We start from the raw sequence: 20,753 nt of genomic DNA, 5'->3' as shown, positions 1-20,753 counted from the left end.
TAGGTTTTCAGGGGCCTTGCCCCTTGAACCCGCTTGTGCCGCCTGACGGCGGCACAAGGAGAGAGGAAATCAGGGGACACCCCTGAAACCCCGCCAGGGGCCGCGGCCCCTGGACCCCGCTCCAAAAAACCTATACCTGTAAGCCTCCCCCCCAAAAAAAATGCAACGCCCAATTCCATATGAAACGTAATCGTAAGGTCGACCTTCAACGGTCGACCGGGCCGCGAGCGCCAGCGATTGCGGCCCCCATACCCGGCCGATTCGGCTTCTCGTGGCACCCACGCCGGCCCACGTGGTACCCGCACGCCACCGTACCGCACACGTACCCAAAAGCTCCTTCGCCACTTATTCCTTGACAACGGAAAACATAAAATCTATACTTGCAAATATAACATTTCCTTTTTTATTTTGCGTTTATCGCGTATCGGGATTTTTTGCAGCGCTTTGCACACGTGTGCATTGATAGTGTGAGCTGGCATCAATGCCGGTGGAGGGAGCAAACGTTTGCGCCAATCTGAGGTCTCTATCTCTGATATCGCCCGCATCGCCGGTGTCTCTCATACCACCGTTTCGCGCGCGCTGCGCGAGAGCCCACTCATCAGCACCAAGACGCGTGAGCGCATCCAGCGCCTGGCGGGAGAACTGGGCTATACTCCCAACGCGATCGCGCGCAGCCTGCAAACGAAGCAGTCCAGCACGGTGGGCCTGGTCGTGACCTCGATCGCGGACCCATTCTTCGGCGATATCGTCAAGGGAGTGGAGGAGGTGGCGCGCGCCTCTGACTTTAGCGTGTTGCTCAGCGCGTCCTACAACGATCCCGAGCAGACGCTGGATATCATCGAGACCTTCCATCGCCGCCGCGTCGATGGCATCCTGGTCGCTTCTTCGCGCATCTCCGACAATTACAGCCGTCGTCTTCACCATACCCACATCCCGACCGTGCTCATTAACAGTCAGGTTGAGGGACAAACCAATCTGCTCCATTGGATCTCGGTTGATGATCGCCGGGGCGCTCAGATGGCCGTTGAACACCTGCAGCAACTGGGACATCGCGCGATCGGCTACCTGGGGAGCCATAGCCGTCCCGCATCAAGCTCTCAGCGCTATCAAGGGTACCTCGACGCTCTGCGCGCCACTGGCGTGGAGCCGTCGCCATCCTGGGTGGTGATACCTCCGGGCAATGAGGCTTCTCAGGAGGAGGACATCAGCGCGGGACAGCAGGCGCTCTCGCGCTTCCTTGCCGCCGGCGTTACTGCGGTCTTCTGCTATAACGATATGACGGCGATCGGTATGCTGACTTCCTGCCATGCCAAAGGTGTTCGCGTGCCGCAGGATCTGAGCGTCATCGGCTTTGATGATATTACGATCGCCAGCTGCTTCACACCACCTTTGACCACCATTCATCAGCCGCGCGTAGAACTGGGGCGCCTGGCAACGCAGGTCATGCTGGACTTGCTGCAAGAACGTCCGGGAGCCAACCATACCCTCTGCCCCACGCTCGTAGTGCGCGCCAGCACCGCTCCCTTGTCGACATAGTTATCTGGAAAGGAAATAATCCATGCGTCAGTATACTTCCGACAATTTGATTGTTCATCCTGATAGTGTCAGCGATACCGCTGTGATTACCGAGGTCACGCCAGAACTGGCCGGATGGGATTATCTCCATTTTCAAGCCCGCCGCCTGCCAGAACATGGCTCCTGGACCTCTACCACCGATGAGCATGAGATGGCGCTGGTGCTCCTGAGCGGCCGCGTCCGCGTCGAGTCGAATCGCGGGCAGTGGTCGCGTATCGGCGAGCGTGATAGCGTCTTTAGCGGTCTGCCGCACGCGCTCTATCTGCCGCGCCGCACCTCATTCAGTGTCCATGCCGAGACCGCCTGCGAATACGTGGCGGTCTGGGTACGCACCGATCAGGATCATGAGCCGCGCCTGGTGACGCCTGCCGATGTCTCGATCGAGATCCGGGGCGGCGATAACGCGACTCGCCAGATCAATAGCATCATCCCGCCCGGCTTCCCCTGCCATCGCCTGGTCGTCGTCGAGGTCTATACGCCCGGCGGCAACTGGTCAAGCTATCCACCACACAAACACGATATCCATAAGACGGATAGCGCCGGCGGCATTCTTGAGGCCGATCTGGAGGAGATCTATTTCTATAAAATCGACCGCCCCGAGGGCTACGCTTTCCAGCGCATCTATACCGATCCCGAGTCTCCTCTGCACCGCGCTGGCAAGCCCATCGACGCAGTCCTGCTGGCCCGCGAGAACGATGCTGTGATGGTGCCCGAGGGCTACCATCCCGTCGCCTCACCTCCCGGCTATACCACCTATTACCTCAATGCCCTGGCCGGCAGCGCCCAGTCGCTGGCTAACAGTGAAGATCCACGTTACGTCTGGGTCAAAACAGGCTACCAGGGACAGGATGCGCGCGTGCCGATCTACGATATCGGGCACAAGGCCTAGAGGAGAGGTGCAAGCATGGAAACGCAGCAGAAATTCGATGTGATTACGATGGGCCGCTCTTCCATTGATCTGTATTCCAACGACATCGGAGCTCCCTTCGTCGATATCAGTAGCTTTGCCGCCTACGTCGGCGGCTGCCCTACCAATATCAGCGTGGGCACGCGCCGCCTGGGCTTGAACGTGGCGCTGCTGACGGCGGTTGGAGACGACCAGGTCGGTGACTTTATCCTGCATTTTCTTAAACGCGAGGGGGTCGATACACAGTTTATCTCGCGCAAGCCGGGACTGCGCTCAAGCGCGGTCGTACTCGGCATCGAGCCGCCGGATCGCTTCCCCCTGACCTATTACCGCGAGAATTGCGCCGATATCGCCCTTACCATCGATGATGTCCTGGCCACACCGATCACCGAGGCTCGTGCCCTGCTGATCAGCGGCACCGGCCTGTGCAAGGAGCCCAGCCGCAGCTCCACCCTGCTGGCAGCGGAACTGGCGCGGCAGGCCGGTGTCACCGTCATGCTCGATATCGATTTTCGGCCCGACCAGTGGCACGATGCGCGCGCATTCGGCATCACCCTGCGCTCGGCTCTGCGCCTGGTCGACGTAGTCATCGGCACCGAAGACGAGATCAACGCCGTCATGCTGACGGAGGCCAGCCAGGTCAATCTGACCCACTCCCAGGTCTCGGATGCGCGCGTCAGCGGCGACAGCCTGGCCGCCATCCAGGCCATGCTCAAACTCGGGCCCGACCTGGTCATCCAGAAACGTGGCGCCGGCAGCTCGCTGATCCACACCATCTCCGATGGCGTCATCGCCGAGCCGCTGGAGGTGCCCGGCTTCCCCGTCGAGGTCAAAAACATCCTCGGCGCCGGCGATGGCTTCGCCTCCGGCGTGCTCTACGGCTTCGTCAACGGCTGGGACTGGTATAAAACGGTGCGCCTCGCCAACGCCTGCGGCGCCATCCTCGTCACCCAGCACGGCTGCGCCAACTTCATGCCCACCCACGACGAGGTCATGACCTTCATCCAAAACCACGGCGGATTTTAACCCGAGAGGTGCAAGAAGGCCACCAACCTTCCTACCAGGGGTGTGGGGGTGTCTCCCAACACCTTTTCTCCCCCCTTCGTGGCCGGGAGGTGCAGGAGGGCGGCGAGCCCTCCTGCCAGGGGTTTGGGGCGAGCATGCTGGGGGCATGATCAAGTCCCCCAATACTCTTTCTCTCCCTCTTTGTGGCGGGGAGGTGCAGGAGGGGCGGATAGCCCCTCCTGCCGGGGGTTTGGGGGTGTCCCCCAATACTCTTTCTTTTTCTCTCTCCCCGCCGAAGGCGGGGAATAAAAACACAGGAATAACGCATGAGCAAACCGTCAACGCTGACGATGGCGCAGGCCATCATCTCCTTTCTCAAGAACCAATATATGGAACGCGACGGCGTCTCCCACCCCTTCTTTGCCGGATGCTTCGGCATCTTCGGACACGGCAACGTCTCCGGCATCGGCCAGGCGCTGCAGCAGATGCCAGAGTTCCGCTACTACCAGTCGCGCAACGAGCAAGCGATGGTGCATAGCGCAGTGGCCTTCGCGAAGACCAAAAATCGGCTGCAAGCCTTTGCCTGCACCTCCTCAATCGGTCCCGGCGCGACCAACATGCTCACGGGGGCAGCGCTGGCGACGATCAATCGCCTGCCAGTTCTCCTGCTTCCGGGGGATATCTTCGCGCGCCGCAATGTGGCACCCGTGCTGCAGCAGCTTGAATCACCACACTCGCAGGACATCTCGGTCAACGATAGCTTTAAACCGGTCAGCCGCTATTGGGACCGCATCAACCGCCCGGAGCAGATTCTGACCTCGCTGCCGGAGGCCATGCGCGTGCTGACCAGCCCATCTGAGACTGGCGCGGTCACGCTCGCCCTCCCGCAAGATGTGCAGACCGAGGCCTTCGCGTACCCGGCGGACTTTTTCCAACCGCGCACCTGGCGCATCGCGCGCCCACGAGCCGATCGTCAGGCCCTGCGCATGGCCTCCGAGTGGATTCGCGCCAGCCAGCGTCCACTCATCGTCGCCGGCGGCGGCGTGATCTATTCGGAGGCCAGCGAGCTGCTGCGCCGCTTCGTCGAGCAGACGGGCATCCCGGTAGGCGAAACCATGGCCGGCAAGGGCAGCCTGTGCTACGATGATCCGCTGAACCTGGGCGCGATCGGCGTTACCGGCACGTTCGCCGCCAACCGCGTCGCCCGCGAGGCCGACCTGGTGATCGGCATCGGCACGCGCTACAGCGATTTCACCACCGCCTCCAAGACCGCCTTTCAGCATCCCGATGTGCGCTTCATCAACCTCAACGTGGCCGAGTTCGATGCGTTCAAGCACGCGGCCTGCCCACTGATCGGAGATGCACGCGAAACGCTGGCGGAGCTATCGGAACTGTTGGATAGCTATACGGTCGCTGCAGACTACCGCTCCCTGGCCACGCAACTGCATACCGAATGGGACACCGAGGTCGAGCGCCAGTACGCCATCCGCAACGAGCCTCTACCAAGCCAGAGCGAGCTGATCGGGGCGGTCAACGAACTGAGCTCGCCGGAGGCGATCATGGTCTGCGCCGCCGGTAGCTTGCCGGGCGATCTGCACAAGCTGTGGCGCGCCCGCCACGTCAAGAATTATCACCTCGAATATGGCTATAGCTGCATGGGCTATGAGATCGCCGGCGGACTGGGCATCAAGATGGCCGCTCCCGAGCGCGACGTCTACGTCATGGTCGGCGACGGCTCCTACTTGATGATGAATAGCGAGATCGTCACCTCGATCCAGGAAAATTACAAATTGATCATCGTCCTGCTCGACAACCATGGCTTCAAGAGCATCGGTGGCCTCAGCCGCTCACTGGGCCAGCAGGGCTTTGGGACGCGCTACGCCTATCGCGACAACGGTATCCTTCCAGGTGATGCGCCGGACTCGGAGATCCATACCCTGCCAGTCGATCTGGCCACCAACGCGCGCAGCCTGGGCGCACACGTGATCGCGTGCCAGACCCGCGCCGATTTTGTGGCCGCGCTTGAGGAGGCGCCAAAAAACGATCGTACCACGGTCATCTATATCCAGAACGACCGCTATCTCGGCGTACCGGACTATGAAAGCTGGTGGGATGTGCCGGTGGCGGAGGTTAGTGAGTTGTCTACGGTGCAGGACGCTCGCACAGACTGGGCCGAGAAGCGCCAGCGCGAACGCTACTTCTTATAAGTATTCACGACAAGGAGATCAACAAGATGACGATCCGTGTTGCGAACGCTCCCTGCTCATGGGGCGCGCTCGAATTTGAAGGGCTGGCCGGCGAGAGCATCGGCTACCAGCAGATGCTCGATGAGCTGCGCGCTACCGGCTACGTCGGCACCGAGCTAGGAGATTGGGGCTTTATGCCCACTGATCCCGCGCAACTACGCTCAGAGTTAGTACAGCGTGAGCTCACCATGGTGGGTGCGTTCGTGCCGGTGGCGCTGGCTCAGCCAGAGGCTCACAACTCCGGTGAGGCCGAGGCTCTCAAGGTCGCTCGCCTGCTGGCCGCTGTGGCCAATCCAGGCGATCAAGCCCCCTTCCTCATTCTCGCCGACGCCAACGGAACCGTACCGGAACGCACCCAGAACGCTGGTCGCATCAAACCCGATCAGGGCCTGAACTCGCAGCGGTGGACAACCTTTGCGCGTGGCGCCGAACAGATCGCGCGCGCCGTTCACAACGAGACGGGCCTGCGTACCGCCTTCCACCATCACTGCGCCGGCTATGTCGAGACCCCGCAGGAGATCACCCGCCTGCTCGAACTGACCGATCCGTTGCTGCTGGGACTGGTCTTCGATACCGGTCATTATCTCTACGGAACCGGTGGTACCGATGGCCAGAGCGTCCTGGATGGCCTGCAGCGCTTTCGCGAACGCATCTGGCATGTGCACTTCAAAGACTGCCATCCCCGCATAGCCGAGCGGGCCCGCTCTACCGGCCAGGATTATTTCGCCGCCGTACATGATGGGGTCTTTTGCGAACTGGGCCAGGGCAGCGTTCCTTTCGCGACCATCAAATCGTGGCTATACGAACAGCACTACAGTGGCTGGATCGTCGTGGAACAGGACGTCCTGCCTGGCATGGGTAGCCCCAGAGAGAGCGCGCAGCGCAACCGGGACTATCTGCAGACGATCGGGCTCTAGGCGAAGGGAGAGGAGAAGCCCTGTGCCAGCACACCCTTTAAAGATTGGCCTGATCGGAGCGGGTCGCATCGGCTCACTACATGCCGAACATCTCGCGACCCGCATCCCCGCCACCCAATTGCTGATGATAGCCGACTCCAATGAGGAGGCGGCGCGCTCCTGCGCGGAGCGCTACGCCGTCCCCCATTGCACTCAAGACTATATGAATATCCTGCGGCATCCCGATATCCAGGCGGTCGTCATCTGCACATCAACCAATACGCATGCGCAGATCATTGAAGAGGCGGCGCGAATGGGCAAGCATATCTTCTGCGAGAAGCCGATCGCCCTCGATCTGCGCTCAATCGACCGCGCACTCGCGGCGGTCGATCAGGCAGGGGGCAAGATAAAGCTGCAGATCGGCTTCAATCGGCGCTTCGACGCCAACTATCGCCGCGTGCGCCAGGCGGTCGAGCAGGCGGAGATTGGTCGCCCGCATCTGCTGCATATTACCAGCCGTGACCCTGCCCCACCACCCATCGAGTACATTCGCGTCTCCGGAGGCATCTTCCTCGACATGATGATCCATGACTTCGATATGGCCCGCTTCCTGATCGGAGATGAAGTTGAGGAGGTCTTTACCCTGGCCGGAGTGATGAGCGATCCCGACATAGGCGAGGCGGGAGATGTAGATACGGCGGTGGTGATGCTGCGCTTCGCCAGCGGCGTCATCGCGACGATCGACAACAGTCGCCGTGCCGCCTACGGCTACGACCAGCGTGTAGAACTGCTGGGCAGCGCCGGAGCAATCCGCACCGACAACAACTATCCCAACACGGCTATCATCAGTGATGGCCAGAGCGTGCATCGCGACCTGCCACTGCACTTTTTCCTGGAACGCTACACCGAAAGCTTTGTCCGCGAGCTCACCGCCTTTGTAGAGGCGGTCCAGCACGACCAACCCGTACCCGTCAACGGACAGGACGGACGCGCACCGGTGCTGTTGGCCATAGCCGCACGCCGCTCGCTGGACGAGCAGCGACCCGTGCGCCTGAACGAAGATTTTTAATAAAGCGGGAGGTACAGGAGGGGCGTTTAGCCCCTCCTGCCGGGGTTTGGGGTGTCCCCAATATTTCCCTTTTTCCCTTCCCCGCCGTAGGCGAGGAAACATAGGAGAGACCAACAATGGCAGTCAAAATGAGCCATGGCAAATTCACGGCGTTAAACGCCTGCTCCAACGAGCAAGGCGTGATCGCCGCACTGGCGGTCGACCACCGCTTGAATCTCTTGCAGGCCATCGCCGAGGCACGCGGAGCCAGGGCAACGGTTCAAGATCTGCAGACGTTCAAGGCCACGGTGACCAGGGTACTCTCGCCCTATGCCAGCGCCCTGCTGCTCGATCCCGAATATGGTCTGGAGGCGATCACCAGTTGCGCGCCCAGCACCGCGGTGATGCTGGCCTATGAGAAGTCCGGTTATACGGGCGAAGCGGGCGATCGTTTGCCCGACCTGCTACCAGCCTGGAGCGTACGCCGCCTCGTCGAGGCCGGTGCGCGCGCGATCAAGATCCTGCTGTACTATAATCCCCGCGATCACGCGGACGTCAATGCGCGCAAGCAGGCATACATTGAACGCGTCGGAGCCGAGTGCGCGGCCCTGGATATCCCTTTCTTCCTGGAGCCACTGGTCTATGACCATACGGTGGGTGGTAGTCAGGGATTAGCCTTCGCCCGCCAGAAGCCAGCCTATGTGACAGAGGTGATTGCGGAATTTGGCCAGCCGCGCTACGGCGTCGATGTGCTCAAGGTCGAGCTGCCCATCAATCCCGCCTTTGTAGCCGGGACGCGCGCCTTCACCGGTGATACAGCTGCATATACACGCCGGCAGGCACTCACATATCTGCGTGAGGCCACGCTGGCTGCCACACTCCCCTTGATCTATTTAAGCGCCGGGGTCTCCGACGCGGCCTTCTGCGAGATGCTGGAACTGGCCGCTGAAGCGGGAGCTCGCTTTGCGGGCGTGCTCTGCGGACGCGCGACCTGGCAGGGTGGCATCCCCATCTACGCCCAACAGGGACAGGAGGCGCTAACAGACTGGCTCGCCGAGCATGGCGCGCGCAATATTCAGACCATCAATCGCGTGGTGGTCGCCAGCGCCACCGGATGGTGGGATGTCTACGGGGGCCGCGATGCTATCGAGATCGTCTGATCCGACCTGTATGCGTTCTCCATCCTCAATTGCTGGCAACCATCCAGCGGAACAGCATCAACGAAAAAGCATCAGTTGCTTCAGTTCGTCGTCAGAGAGCCGCAGGCGTGCATTCAATGGGACCGGGAAGATCTGGGCTCGCTCCCACAATGGGCCGGTCACGCTGGTGCTGCTCCCCAACTGAACGCCGCGCTCGCGCAGCGCATTAAGCAGTTCGCCAGCATGAAAGAGGAAGACCGCGTCGATCAGCCAGGGATTGGCGAAGCTCGGTGTGGCGGCCTCCGCTGGACCCGTAAACACCAGATAGTAGTCGGGCCGCGCGTCTACTTTGATGTTCATCTGCCCATCACGCCTGGGACGCCATTGGACATCGACCGTCTGTCCCGCCAGCGGGCCCGTGGTAAAACGTCCATCGTAGCCCTGCCGCTTCCTCTCTTCATCAAGCGCTATATGAAAAACAGCCGCGGCAATATATTCCCCCACATTCCCAACCTGGGCCGCGCACCCGATCAGCGTGGCAATCTTAGCATCAATGGTGTTTCTCGATTTCAGCAGGCTTGCCAGCCACGGAAGATCACTCATCGCATCGCTCCTCTCGCGTCACAATAATCCGGTTAAATAGTTCCCTTATTGTACACGCAATCAGGCGCTCGCGTTCAAATCGGACCCCCTCACCCCTTGAGCGGCGTCTCGCGCACCTGGTACAGCGGTAGGTGCAGATGCCAGAAGATCGCGGCCAGGCGCAGCACAATCACACACCCCATCGCCAGCAGCGTCACCAGCGTATTATCCCAGCCTGCCGCCATCTTTAAGATTACATAGATACTGGCACCGGCCAGGGCGGCCAGCATATAGATGTCTTTTTGCAATACGAGCGGAATCTCTGCGCAGAGCACATCGCGGATCACGCCGCCAACCACCCCGGTCATCACCGCCAGCAGGACGACAATCACCATAGGAAGCGCCGCCACAGAGGCGGCATTCGCGCCCAGTACCACAAAGGTCGCCAGCCCGACAGCATCCGCCAGCAGGAGCAGGCGATGAGGAGGTCGAAAGAAACGCGTATAGAGCATCGTCGCTACCGCGGCAGCCAGTATGACATAGAGATAGGTAGGATCATGAAACCAGAAGATCGGATGACGTCCCAGCAGCACATCGCGCAACGTTCCCCCACCAATGGCGGTAACCGCGGCGATCACCACCACACCAGAGATATCCATCTTCTTCCGACCAGCCGCCAGCACCCCACTGATAGCAAACACCGCCGTACCAAGTATATCGAGTATATGGATAAGCATAGAGAAAACCTTTTGTATAACCTTGTTCTAATATATTTTTTGTGGGTATATTCCCCTTAACAACCGGACTCTCCACTCACTCTGTGCGTATGCCGCTTTTGCCGGCATACACATCGTTCTATCACCTCAAGCGCTCGCTTGTAGGAACGCATCCACACTCTGCATGAATTCAGCGAACTTGCTGCGATGAATATTATGCGAAGCGCCAGGGATCTCAACAGCCATACTGGGCGCGGACAACTGCTCCCGTACAGCGGCCCAGGCTCTATCGTCCAGTGTCGAACCCAGATTCCGATCGGCACGCACAACCAGCGTTGGAGCCTCTAACTGGCTCAGCAGCGGCAAGAGCTCACCCTCTTTTTCCGTGTCCGCGAACACGCTCACCACCGCCTCCTTGCTGACCTTGCTGTTGGCATCGAGCTTCCCCTCAATATCCTCTTCCGTCCATTCTGGATTGCTTTCCATCAATCTAGCCCGTAATATATCAGGAGCAACCCCGATATCGGCGGTAAATTGCGCCGCGCGCTTCTCGGGATTACCATGCCCGAAATTATGCGCCGGATCCTCCAGAATAACCTGCGAGAACTCAATACTCGGTCGCGCCGCCCCGTTGCCACTGGCCAGCACCAGCGCCGTCGCCCCTCCCCACGAATGACCTACCAGCACAGGATTCCTCAGATCAAGACTCTGAATAAAGGCCTCGGCATCGGCCGCCGTCTCACGCAGGCTGTACACCCCTGCGGTCGGCTTGACACTATCACCATGACCGCGCATATCCAGCGCGAACACCCGATACCGCCCGGCCAATGCCGGCCCCACACGCACCCAACTCAGCACCGAACTGGTAATCCCATGCAGCAAAACGCACGCCGGCAGCTCACTCCGCTCGGCCCCCCAGCTCAAATAATGAAATTCACCAGCCGGTAACACAATCCGGTTTGACCTCGCCCCGCCTTCAAATTGCTCCATCATATCCCTAACCTTATCCTTCTACATTTATATATAATGATACTGATCCCGCGCTTTATTTAGAATGTGTCTTACTTCCGCCATGTTGAGGGCACTTGCGCGCCCCCGTACGCGCGTCCGCCCTGTTTATGGTGTGTTGGTGCAGCAGGGGCGCGATTGCGCCCCTGCTGCACCAACACACCATAAACTATTAAACACCTCAGGTGCGAAAATGCATCCAGGCTGCCAGCGATAATCATAAAAGTAAGACGCATTCTTAATAGAGAAGTGCTCCACATAGAGAAGTGCTCCACCCGCACTTTATTTAGAGAGAGGTGCTGCGGGTCGCTGTGCGACCCGCAGCACCTCTCTCTAAATAAAGTGCGGGTGCAAAGCACCCGCGCGTGCGCGGCCGCGCACTTCCCCCTGCACGGGAATGCTCCCCCTATTCTCACACAACAGGAAGAGAAAAAGCAAAAATTGACCCCTCCCCTTTTCTGCTTTGCAGCCAGATCCTCCCGCTGTGGCGCTCAATGATCTGACGCGAAAGATAGAGGCCAATCCCTAGACCCGGATAAGGCTCGCGCGGGTCCGTTACACGATAGAACTGGTTGAAGAGCTTGTCCTGGTAGCCCGCATCGATACCGATGCCAAAATCTTGTATCTGCGTTACCGCCTGCTGGCCTTCTCGAAAAACCTTTACAACGATGGGAGAGTTGCGGGACGAATACTTGATGGCATTGCTCAACAGGTTGACGATCACCTGACCAATCCGGTCGCGATCTCCCATAATGGTCGCGTTCGCCTTTCCTACCAGCTTGATATGTTGCGTGGCCATGGTCGTCTGCATATGCTCAATCGTCTCGCACACCAATGTGTCCAGGTCAAACGGCTTCTGCTCCATGATCAACTGGCCACCCTGCGCCTTCGAGATGTCGAGCAAGTCGCCAATCAGCTTGGTGAGCTTGTTGAGCTGCACATCCATAATCAGGAGCATGCGTTTGATATCAGGCTCGTCGCGTTGCTCGAAGCGCTTAAGCAACACCTGGGTGAGACCCTTGATGCTGGTGACCGGGGTCTTGAGCTCATGGCTGGTCATACTGATGAAGTCGTCTTTACGCTGGTCGAGCTCTTTCTGCATGCTGTTATCCAGAATAAAGGCGATACATTCGTTGGGATTGGCCTCATCCAGGGCGGCAGCCGTGACGACCACTGGGAGCAGGGTCCCATCCTTGCGCCGATATGCTTTTTCATATGGGTGCGGGATGGCGCCTCGCGCCCGTAAGTCACTGATCGCCTGGGCATCAATCTCTTCATATTCCGGTGGCGTCATCCTGGCCCAGTCGATTCTGCCCGCCCGCAGGTCCTCTCGCGTGTAGCCTATCATCCGCAAAAATACGTCATTGGCTTCGTTGATACGACCCTCCAGGGTGCAAAACGTTACCCCGACAATGTTGGCATCAATGAGACGACGCAGCCGCGCCTCGCTCTCCTGGATGCGCTGGCGCGCCAGCACCTGTTCCGTTACCTCCATGATGTATACAATGATGCTCTCAACACTGCCCCGCTCGTCAAAGATGGGCTGATATACAATATTAAAGTAGCCCTCATCCCGTATACCGCTATCCTCCCGATCAATCAGGGCCAGCTTCTCATTGGCGGCATACGCTCTACCAGATTGATATACCCTGTCAAGCTCTTCGAAGAAGTCTTGATCCTCCAGGTCCGGCCAGTTCTCGCGTACGGTCTTCTCAAGCACAAATTCTCGCCTTGGGTAAAGCTGGCGAAAGGCATCATTGACCAGTTCAAGTCGGTGTTCAGGACCCCGCAATACACAGACCATGGCTGGTGCCTGCATGAACAGGTCGTTTAGATGCCGCCTGGCTACCTCTTCCTGCCTGAGTACCGCCTGCTCACGGGCGAGCAGCGTTTGAGAACTCTCCTTGTTCCTCCTCAAACGCTCTTCAGTTCGCTTTTGCTCACTGATATCATATAGAGTACTTAAGATCGCGCATACCGGGGGGCGAGTCAGCATATTGGTAAAGGTCCCTCTAAACCAGCCGTGATCACCATCTTTACACAGAAACCGATATTCAATGGTTTCTGTGCGATCAGGGATAGCCAGCACCGTTGCCAGTGCTGACTGTACCATGGCCAGATCGAGAGGATGAATAAGGGTAAAGCTATTCCGCTCCACCAATTCCTTGCAGGTGTAACCGGTGTAGCCTTCCGTTGCGGGACTGGCATAGGTAATACATCCATCAGGCTGCAAGAGGACGAGCGCATTCGTGCTATGTTCTATCAGTGCTTGAAAGAATGCTTCATTGTGTTCATAAGTATTCGTTGCCATTATTTTGTCCCGGTCGCTTCACATATATTCATCAATACGTGGTGATTGCATAGATAGTATCACGTGGAGTACTCAAAAATGAGTTGCAGACGAAATATATTAACGAGTTACTACACTCATTTAGCTCAACTATAATAAGATACCGTACTGGCGTCGTCAAGCTTTTTCTCCGATCAGCTATCCATTCAAAACTGCTCACCGCTGGCTGAGAATAAACAGTGAGGTCCTCTTCCTTAGAAGAGAACGCCAACCAATACATCGGGTAACTAACAGGTGTGGCCCGTTCTGCATGCTACCTGGACAAAACAGAACAGGTATTAATGCACCTATTTCTCTATCAAACCACATCCTGCTCTACAAATCTATATCCCGCCATCACAGATGGATCACAATCATCCAAAATGCATATACTCGCCGCTTTTCACTATGAGAACGGGAAAATTTATGTTACTATTAACCTGTGCAGTATGTTACAATACAAAAACAAATTCAAGTACTACTCTATCAAACAGGTTACATTTGTAGCATCGCCGCTTGCACAATGTTCCTTAACGGAAAAATGGATGATCATCAGGCCCTCCCGTGACCTGCACCGGTCATCCTTTTTATGCGCTCTGCCCTGGCTTGCTGTAGGGTTTTGACCACCTTTAATACATCCCTGCTTCTGTATATATCGTGTCGTTGCGTATAACATGTTTTGTTTGTGTAACAAAACGAGAGGCTTGTATGGAAGATAGCAAATTTTCGCCTCAGCCTTCTCAACAGGAGGAACGACAAAAGCCTGTTGTGCTTATTTCTCAACTATTGAGCCAGGTCACCAATTCGCGACATGTGGATGAATCGCTTCTGTGGCTGTGCCGTGCCATGGGGCGGTATCTGGGTGTATCCGCGATTCAATGCTGGGCACCTCAGCTCGATACGCAGGGTAACTCCCATCTCCTGCTGCGCGCCGAAGCCAATTACTTATTTTCTCCCTCGCACCCTGTATATGCCAATAAACAGATAGAGGCCGTTGTGCAGCGTTTCTTGCAGGAGGAGCGCAGCGCCCTGTCGCTCCCGATCGAGCAGGCCTTTCAACCTATCCTGGTGAAGATGTTCAGGCAGTACAACATCCATTTTCTATCGGACTATTTCTTGCGCTATCCAGCTTACCTTCCCGTACCACAGAAACCATCGTCGATCACCTATGTACCTACTGCATTGACGCTGGTTGTGGCTTTTTTTACACCACAACCATTGACAAAAGATCAAGTGCGCGATATTCATTTTATGCTGGGACAATCTATGCGCATCCTGGCCTCCCGACAGTTTGTCCTGCAGGTGCCATAGGCTCCCCCGTGCGTGCCGCTCAAACACACCTGTCTCCTATGTTTCCCAAAAGATCAAGTGGAGGTTGGGCCAGTCGTAGCAATCGCTTCCGCTCTGGCCCGCAAGGCCTCCACGCTGGTTCCAAGCTCGGTCAGCAGGTCCGCGATGATGCCCTTCTCTTCGCGCAACAGGCCAGGCAGCAGGTGCTCGCTCTTGATTGGACTCCCCGGACCATCCCTGCGCTCCGCTTCGTCTGCCGCGAGCAGTATGCAGGCCCGCCCCAGGGCGCTGTACACCAGAATGGGCGCGGCCACTTTTCTTTGCTGCCCTTGCCTGTCCTTGAGCACCTTCTGCACATTGCCCAACTGCACACGCGTGCCTGTCAGGATCTCGTTCATGCGTGTGCCCTTACCTGCACCCAGATACGCCAATGCTGCCAGCAGATCTTCCGGCCCAACCGGCTGCTCCCGATTCGTGGCTGATAGGCGAGCATGCTCCAGCACAAACCTGGCTTCGATCGTAAATGGATACACCGCTAGCAGCATTTTATGCCTTTCCATCTCCTTTGATGAATTCAACCTCTTGCATTAATGGCCTATTTCATTCCATTATTACCTATCATTCATCCAAATAAACTTATGGCACATACACATAGACGTTGTCATCATTAATAATTGGAATACAAAGCAGAAATCTCCATCGATCGGCTGATGTCCTTTCCTTCGCTTTGCTTTATAAGAAATATTGTGATCGTTGCCGCTTGCTTGATCGCAGCGGTTCAGAAAGGATTGCAAGATGACACATTATAATCCCGATACCCGCCAAAACATTTCTTTGCACGCTACACCCTCTTCAACCACTCTGGCCGCCAACGCCAGTGTCCTGACACAGTTGCCTTTTGAGCAACAGGATGATTTTGATCAGGCCACGCGTGGCTTTGTCGGCACCATTGCCGATCAGGCCATCGTTAACGCGCAGGGACAGGTGGTCTGGGACCTGGCTCCATACGATTTCCTTTCTACCCAATCAGCCCCTCCTACCGTGCATCCCAGCCTGTGGCGCCAGGCCCGGCTAAACTATATCCATGGCTTGTTCAAGGTGACCGATCGTATCTACCAGGTGCGGGGTCTGGATCTCTCCAATATGACCATCATCGAAGGTGATACCGGCCTGATCATCATCGATCCGCTGACGTCGCTGGAGACAGCCCATGCGAGCCTTCAGCTCTACTACGCGCATTTTGCGCCCAGACCTGTGCGCGCCGTCATCTATACCCATAGCCATACCGACCATTATGGGGGCGTGAAAGGAGTGGTCTCTGAGGATGATGTTGAAGCGGGCAAAGTACAGATCCTGGCCCCGGCAGACTTTATGGCACATGCGGTGAGCGAGAATGTCTTCGCGGGCAATGCCATGAGTCGGCGTGCCATGTACATGTACGGAGCCTTGCTTCCGAAAAGTGAGCTGGGACAGGTTGACGCGGGCCTCGGCAAAACGATTCCACTGGGGACGATTACGCTGATCCCTCCCACCGATACGATCCGCCAGAGCGGAGAGTGGCGCACCATCGATGGGGTCGAGATGGAGTTCCTGATGGCGATGAATACGGAGGCGCCTTCCGAGATGCTGATCTTCTTCCCACAATTCCAGGCGCTCTGTGCCGCTGAGGATATGACCCATACCCTGCATAACCTCTATACCCTGCGTGGCGCCGAGGTGCGCGATCCCGTTTCGTGGTGGAAAACCATTAATGAGACCATCGAGCGCTTTGGCAGCCGTACCGAGGTGGTCTTTGCGCAACATCATTGGCCCACCTGGGGACAAGCACAGATCCTGACCTTCCTCAAGAAGCAGCGCGACCTGTATAAGTATCTCCACGATCAGACGTTGCGTCTGATTAATCATGGCTATACCATGCTGGAGGTGGCGGAAAAGATACAGCTCCCCGCGGAACTGGCTCAGTGCTGGTATAACCGGGGATATTATGGCAGCGTCAATCATAATGTGAAGGGCATCTATCAGAAATACCTGGGCTTCTATAGCTCCAACCCGGCCGACCTGCATCCCCTCCCTCCCGAGGAAGCGGCGCGCAAGTATGTTGAATATATGGGCGGCCCCGAGCAGATCATGCAGAAGGCACGGCGGTCGTTCGACGCGGGTGAGTATCGCTGGGTGGCCCAGGTCATGCATCATGTGGTTTTCGCCGATCCCACGCTACAGCCCGCGCGCGAACTGCTGGCCGCGACCTTCGAACAGCTCGCCTATCAGTGCGAGAATCCTACCTGGCGTAATGAATACCTGATGGGTGCCCTGGAACTCCGCCAGGGACATGCCATTACCTCCAGCACCAAAACCGATAGTCCGGATGTCATTAAAGCCATGACCATCGATATGCTCCTTGACTACCTGGGCATTCGCCTCAATGGACCCAAAGCCAATGGCAAATCTATCGCGTTGAACCTCTCCTTCAGCGATACCAATCAGCGCTACGCCATACAGCTGGAAAATAGCGCCCTCACCTATACCCCCGATAAGCAGTTTGCCCGACCCGATGCCACCCTGACCCTGAGCAGGGCCATCCTGGACGCTATCAACCTGGGCGCCACCACCTTTGAGAACGAGATCGCCTTCAACGCCATCCAGATTCAGGGCGACAAAAACAAGGTCCTTGAGCTCCTCTCCCTCATGGACACCTTTGAACCAACCTTTAACGTCGTCACCCCATAAATACCAACCCCGCCCTGCCGGTTCTCAATTATATACATGAGACATCCCGAATTTTAAGGTCGGGCTTGTAAAAAGACACCTCCTGAGCGAGACTGAAGAAAGCAACCAACCATCATTCAGTCAATCCAGGAGGTGTTGTTCATGTCATCCCAGTATCTCACACGGCTTGAGGAGCCACAAGTTCCACCATATCCCCCTGCCGAGATGGCTCAGGGATTGTACACCGCTCTCGCTCGGTTTCTAGCTCCGTTGCTCATGGAAGCTGATACCCGCATGGACAAACGACTGGTGCGCACGATGTTGCACACGGTCGCAGTGATCTTGACCTTTCGTGATCGCGTCAATGGCTTGCTCCTCTCGGAAATGGGCGGCTATCTCGAAACGCCTGACAAAGCCCCGGCAGGCACCAAGCGGCTGTCTCGGCTGCTGCATTGTCGCAAATGGTCCGCTGAGCTGATCCGCTCGTATCTGTGGCATCGAGCCAGCCAGCGCCTCACAAGGTGGAAACAGATGGGAAGGGATGTGCTGGCGCTGTGGGATGAGAGCGCCTGGGAGAAACCAGAAAGTATCGCCTCCGATGATCTTGCCCCGGTGCGCTCAAGTAAAGCGGCGCGACTCACCCATATCAAAAAGGGCTACTACACCCCACCGCGTGGCCCCATTTTTGTGCCGGGCCTCCATTGGCTGGCCGTGGTCCTGGTCGGTAGCGAGCAGCAAGACGACCCGCCTGAACTAGCCAGCATGCGGTGGTGGACCAGCCGTGGGGCGCGCGCCTCCTTCAAACGCGATGAGCAAGCCAAACTGTTGCTGCAAGGCGTTCTGCTCTGGGGACGCGAGGTGATGCATGTCTTTGATCAAGGCTTCGCCAGCAGTTTCTGGCTGGGTCTGTTGCTGGCGTTCTCGCTCCGCTTTGTGCTGCGCTGGAACAAAGACTATCAGCTCGTGGATGCCCAGGGTCAGCGACGTGCAGCCTGGAAAATCACCCGCGGCAAACGAGGATGGCAAGAACGCTGGGTGTGGGATTGCCGTCGTCACCAGTGGGTCATGGGCAGCATTCTTGCCTTTCCGGTGACGCACCCCGACCATCCTGAGCAGCCCTTGTGGTTGGTCGTAGCTCGGCGCAAAGGTGGCTTGCCCTGGTATCTGCTCACCGCCGAGTCCATCACCACCGCGGAAGATGCCTGGCGGATCATGTTTGCCTATGCGCGCCGCTGGCAGATCGAACTGACCTGGAAAGAAAACAAGAGCGAATTGGGCTTCCAAAGCCCGCGGCTCTGGGAGTGGGAGACGCGAGAAAAACTGCTGCTGTTGGCGGCGCTGGCCTACGCCTTTCTGCTGAGCCTGCTGGCGCCGTTTTACGAACTCTTACGCCGCTGGCTGTTGCGGCACTACTGTCATCGCACAGGCCGTCATGCCCGGCAAGCACACCAGCCGTTTGCACGGCTGCGCCTGGCCTTGAGTCGGTTGTGGCAACGGATCCCTGCGCGCTGGGAGGAGGTAGCTGGCCGGCCCCGGCCCCAGCCTCGCGTCCAGATCATCATGCTCTGAGGTGGTGTGGAGGTTCCCCACGTGACGAGAGACGCTCTGGTCGGCATCGGCTGACCATGTGGGCGTGTGTCCGGTGTTCATCGGGTACAACGCGTCTTGCCAACAGAGGATGCGAATGCGTGCAAAAAGAGCATACCCCTAGGCCCTGTGGAAGCCGCTGGGATGCTTTGGGAGTGGAAAGTCGGTTGACCAGCTCCTTTCTCTTTTTCCGTTTTTTGGCACAGTGGTGCTTTTCAGCGAGCCAAACGGGGAAAGCACGTTGTTCTGCAAGAGAAGAGAAGCGAGCAGTTCTCCTTCAAAAATGGAGAACTGCTCGCTTCTTTCACAAGTTCATCCCTAAAATTTGGGATGTCTCATGTATTCTTTTATACCCGCGCGAGCTGACGCGCTTCGCGCTTGATGGATGAGGAGACGCGTTTGGCCGCCGCATCCGCTCCGATGACGAAGCGATAGAGCGGACTGAAGCTGCGTACCGATGAGTAGCCGATGAAGTAGAGGCTGGGAATGCTGGACTGGAACCAGGTGTTCAAAACGGGCGATCCCTGGTAGGTCCGGACAGAGTCGATGATCTCTTGATCAAGCATGGGCAGGCGCTTGAGGTCCGCCTTGAAGCCTGTCCCCAGAATGACATGATCTACTTCGGTCTCTTTGCCACCCGAGAGGGTGAGTCGGATGCGTCCGCCAACCTCTTCGACCTTTAAGACTGAGGTCTCTTCCAGGATCTGGACCTTGCCGAGCAGGCGGGGCTTGAGCCAGTGAGAGCCCGCTGGTCCGTGCGTGGTGTCTACCAGGTTGTCCCTGCGCTCCTGTGGCAGCCGCTGCAGCATATAGGGATAGGTTTCGAGCAGGAGATTCATCCAGCCGCTCCCCATGCCAGCCCTGGGGGCACGTAGCTGTTGCAGCCAGGGGGGAAGCTTGCCGCTGGCGATCTTGACCCAGCGTAGCGGGCTGCGACTGATGATCTGAATATTGGCCCCCGCCTCCGACGCCAGCGCCGCCGTCTCCAGTGCCGCCTGCCCACGTCCAATGATGGCGACATCCTTGCCGGCCAGGGACGTGAAGTCCTGGTGATCGGTCGAATGCGAGACCAGCGACAATGGCAGCCCCTGGTACTCTTCAGGGATGTAACGATAGTAATGGAGGCCCGGAGCCATCACGATCGTTTTACTGGAGATAGTGCGCCCATCAACCAGTTTGACCATGTAGGATTGGCCGTTGCGTGCAATCGAGGAGATGTAGGTTTCATCCAGATCGGGAACCGCGTTCCGCTGGAACCACATCGCGTAGTCGATAAACGTCTGGATGGGAAGGGGATCAAGATCGGGGGATGGCTCCATCCCCTGCTCAATCAGGTAGTTTTTAAAGCAATATTTTTGCGCGGGATCAGAGAGGTTGGAGGCCCACCAGTATGAACGCAACAACATCCCTTTCGGCATGTGCTCCCTCCACAACACCAGTGGCTTGCCAAAGGTGGCAACCTTTAATCCCTGCTGCTTCAGGTGAGCCGCCGCCGAGAGTCCATAGGGGCCAGCGCCCAGTACAGTAACATCATAAGTGGTATTTGAGGTATCAGATGCCTGGCCGGTGGCGCCTATAATAACACTCATATTTTCTACTCCTGGCTGTCAATCTTCCATCATCTTTTTGTAATATATTTTATGGTTATTGGTAATACACAAAAATTATAACATGTCTCTCTGGTCTTTTAGCAGATAAGATGACTTTTGGGCTGCAACC

General features: G+C 57.4%; 16 protein-coding genes. 10 read left to right on the top strand and 6 right to left on the bottom strand.

Going from position 1 to position 20,753, the window contains the following annotated elements:
* The first annotated feature begins 504 nt into the window (after positions 1-504).
* From KTT_RS24205 to KTT_RS24175, 7 genes are all read left to right on the top strand, one after another.
* The gene (locus KTT_RS24205) at positions 505-1,536 is read left to right on the top strand and encodes a LacI family DNA-binding transcriptional regulator (protein ID WP_126599089.1); all 1,032 of its coding nucleotides are present in this window, start codon (positions 505-507) and stop codon (positions 1,534-1,536) included.
* Positions 1,537-1,558: 22 nt separating this feature from the next.
* Complete coding sequence (gene iolB / locus KTT_RS24200) at positions 1,559-2,464, top strand: 5-deoxy-glucuronate isomerase (RefSeq protein WP_126599087.1); 906 nt, start codon at positions 1,559-1,561, stop codon at positions 2,462-2,464.
* 15 nt (positions 2,465-2,479) lie between these two features.
* On the top strand, positions 2,480-3,508 hold the full coding sequence (iolC, locus tag KTT_RS24195) for a 5-dehydro-2-deoxygluconokinase (RefSeq protein WP_126599085.1): 1,029 nt from the start codon (positions 2,480-2,482) through the stop codon (positions 3,506-3,508).
* 305 nt (positions 3,509-3,813) lie between these two features.
* Positions 3,814-5,694 (top strand): 3D-(3,5/4)-trihydroxycyclohexane-1,2-dione acylhydrolase (decyclizing), encoded by a 1,881-nt coding sequence (iolD, locus tag KTT_RS24190; RefSeq protein WP_126599083.1) that lies wholly within the window; start codon positions 3,814-3,816, stop codon positions 5,692-5,694.
* Between the two features lie 26 nt (positions 5,695-5,720).
* The gene (locus tag KTT_RS24185; protein WP_126599081.1) at positions 5,721-6,650 is read left to right on the top strand and encodes a TIM barrel protein; all 930 of its coding nucleotides are present in this window, start codon (positions 5,721-5,723) and stop codon (positions 6,648-6,650) included.
* A gap of 22 nt (positions 6,651-6,672) precedes the next feature.
* Positions 6,673-7,698 carry an inositol 2-dehydrogenase gene (gene iolG / locus KTT_RS24180; RefSeq protein WP_126599079.1) on the top strand — a complete coding sequence of 342 codons (1,026 nt, stop codon included), beginning with the start codon at positions 6,673-6,675 and terminating at the stop codon, positions 7,696-7,698.
* A gap of 116 nt (positions 7,699-7,814) precedes the next feature.
* Complete coding sequence (locus KTT_RS24175) at positions 7,815-8,837, top strand: tagatose 1,6-diphosphate aldolase (protein ID WP_126599077.1); 1,023 nt, start codon at positions 7,815-7,817, stop codon at positions 8,835-8,837.
* 57 nt (positions 8,838-8,894) lie between these two features.
* Here KTT_RS24175 and KTT_RS24170 read toward each other — a convergent pair whose 3' ends face one another.
* The 4 genes from KTT_RS24170 to KTT_RS24155 all read right to left on the bottom strand — a co-directional run bounded on the left by KTT_RS24170 (position 8,895) and on the right by KTT_RS24155 (position 13,433).
* Positions 8,895-9,419, bottom strand: a complete 525-nt coding sequence (locus KTT_RS24170; protein ID WP_126599075.1) for a hypothetical protein — start codon at positions 9,417-9,419, stop codon at positions 8,895-8,897.
* 89 nt (positions 9,420-9,508) lie between these two features.
* Positions 9,509-10,135 (bottom strand): trimeric intracellular cation channel family protein, encoded by a 627-nt coding sequence (locus KTT_RS24165; protein ID WP_126599073.1) that lies wholly within the window; start codon positions 10,133-10,135, stop codon positions 9,509-9,511.
* Between the two features lie 126 nt (positions 10,136-10,261).
* Positions 10,262-11,107, bottom strand: coding sequence for an alpha/beta fold hydrolase (locus KTT_RS24160; RefSeq protein ID WP_126599071.1), 846 nt, complete (start codon positions 11,105-11,107; stop codon positions 10,262-10,264).
* A gap of 427 nt (positions 11,108-11,534) precedes the next feature.
* Positions 11,535-13,433 (bottom strand): sensor histidine kinase, encoded by a 1,899-nt coding sequence (locus KTT_RS24155; protein ID WP_126599069.1) that lies wholly within the window; start codon positions 13,431-13,433, stop codon positions 11,535-11,537.
* Positions 13,434-14,159: 726 nt separating this feature from the next.
* Here KTT_RS24155 and KTT_RS24150 point away from each other — a divergent pair.
* Entirely contained in the window at positions 14,160-14,762 is a 603-nt protein-coding gene (locus tag KTT_RS24150) for a hypothetical protein (RefSeq protein WP_126599067.1), read from the top strand.
* A gap of 53 nt (positions 14,763-14,815) precedes the next feature.
* On the opposite strand, the gene KTT_RS24145 is transcribed toward KTT_RS24150, so the two are convergent.
* A complete protein-coding gene (locus KTT_RS24145) occupies positions 14,816-15,301 on the bottom strand; it encodes a Clp protease N-terminal domain-containing protein (RefSeq protein ID WP_126599065.1) in 486 nt (161 codons plus the stop codon).
* A 235-nt stretch (positions 15,302-15,536) separates the two neighbouring features.
* Between KTT_RS24145 and KTT_RS24140 the strand changes: the two genes are divergently transcribed.
* Positions 15,537-17,468 carry an alkyl/aryl-sulfatase gene (locus KTT_RS24140; protein WP_126599063.1) on the top strand — a complete coding sequence of 644 codons (1,932 nt, stop codon included), beginning with the start codon at positions 15,537-15,539 and terminating at the stop codon, positions 17,466-17,468.
* 141 nt (positions 17,469-17,609) lie between these two features.
* Entirely contained in the window at positions 17,610-19,016 is a 1,407-nt protein-coding gene (locus KTT_RS24135; protein ID WP_126594614.1) for a transposase, read from the top strand.
* A 365-nt stretch (positions 19,017-19,381) separates the two neighbouring features.
* Here KTT_RS24135 and KTT_RS24130 read toward each other — a convergent pair whose 3' ends face one another.
* On the bottom strand, positions 19,382-20,623 hold the full coding sequence (locus tag KTT_RS24130; protein WP_126599061.1) for an FAD-dependent oxidoreductase: 1,242 nt from the start codon (positions 20,621-20,623) through the stop codon (positions 19,382-19,384).
* Positions 20,624-20,753: the final 130 nt, after the last annotated feature.

The organism is Dictyobacter aurantiacus (assembly GCF_003967515.1).
GTDB classification, from domain to species: domain Bacteria; phylum Chloroflexota; class Ktedonobacteria; order Ktedonobacterales; family Ktedonobacteraceae; genus Dictyobacter; species Dictyobacter aurantiacus.
The sequence above is the reverse complement of the archived record's forward strand: the minus strand, read 5'-3'. Positions and strand labels throughout refer to the sequence as shown.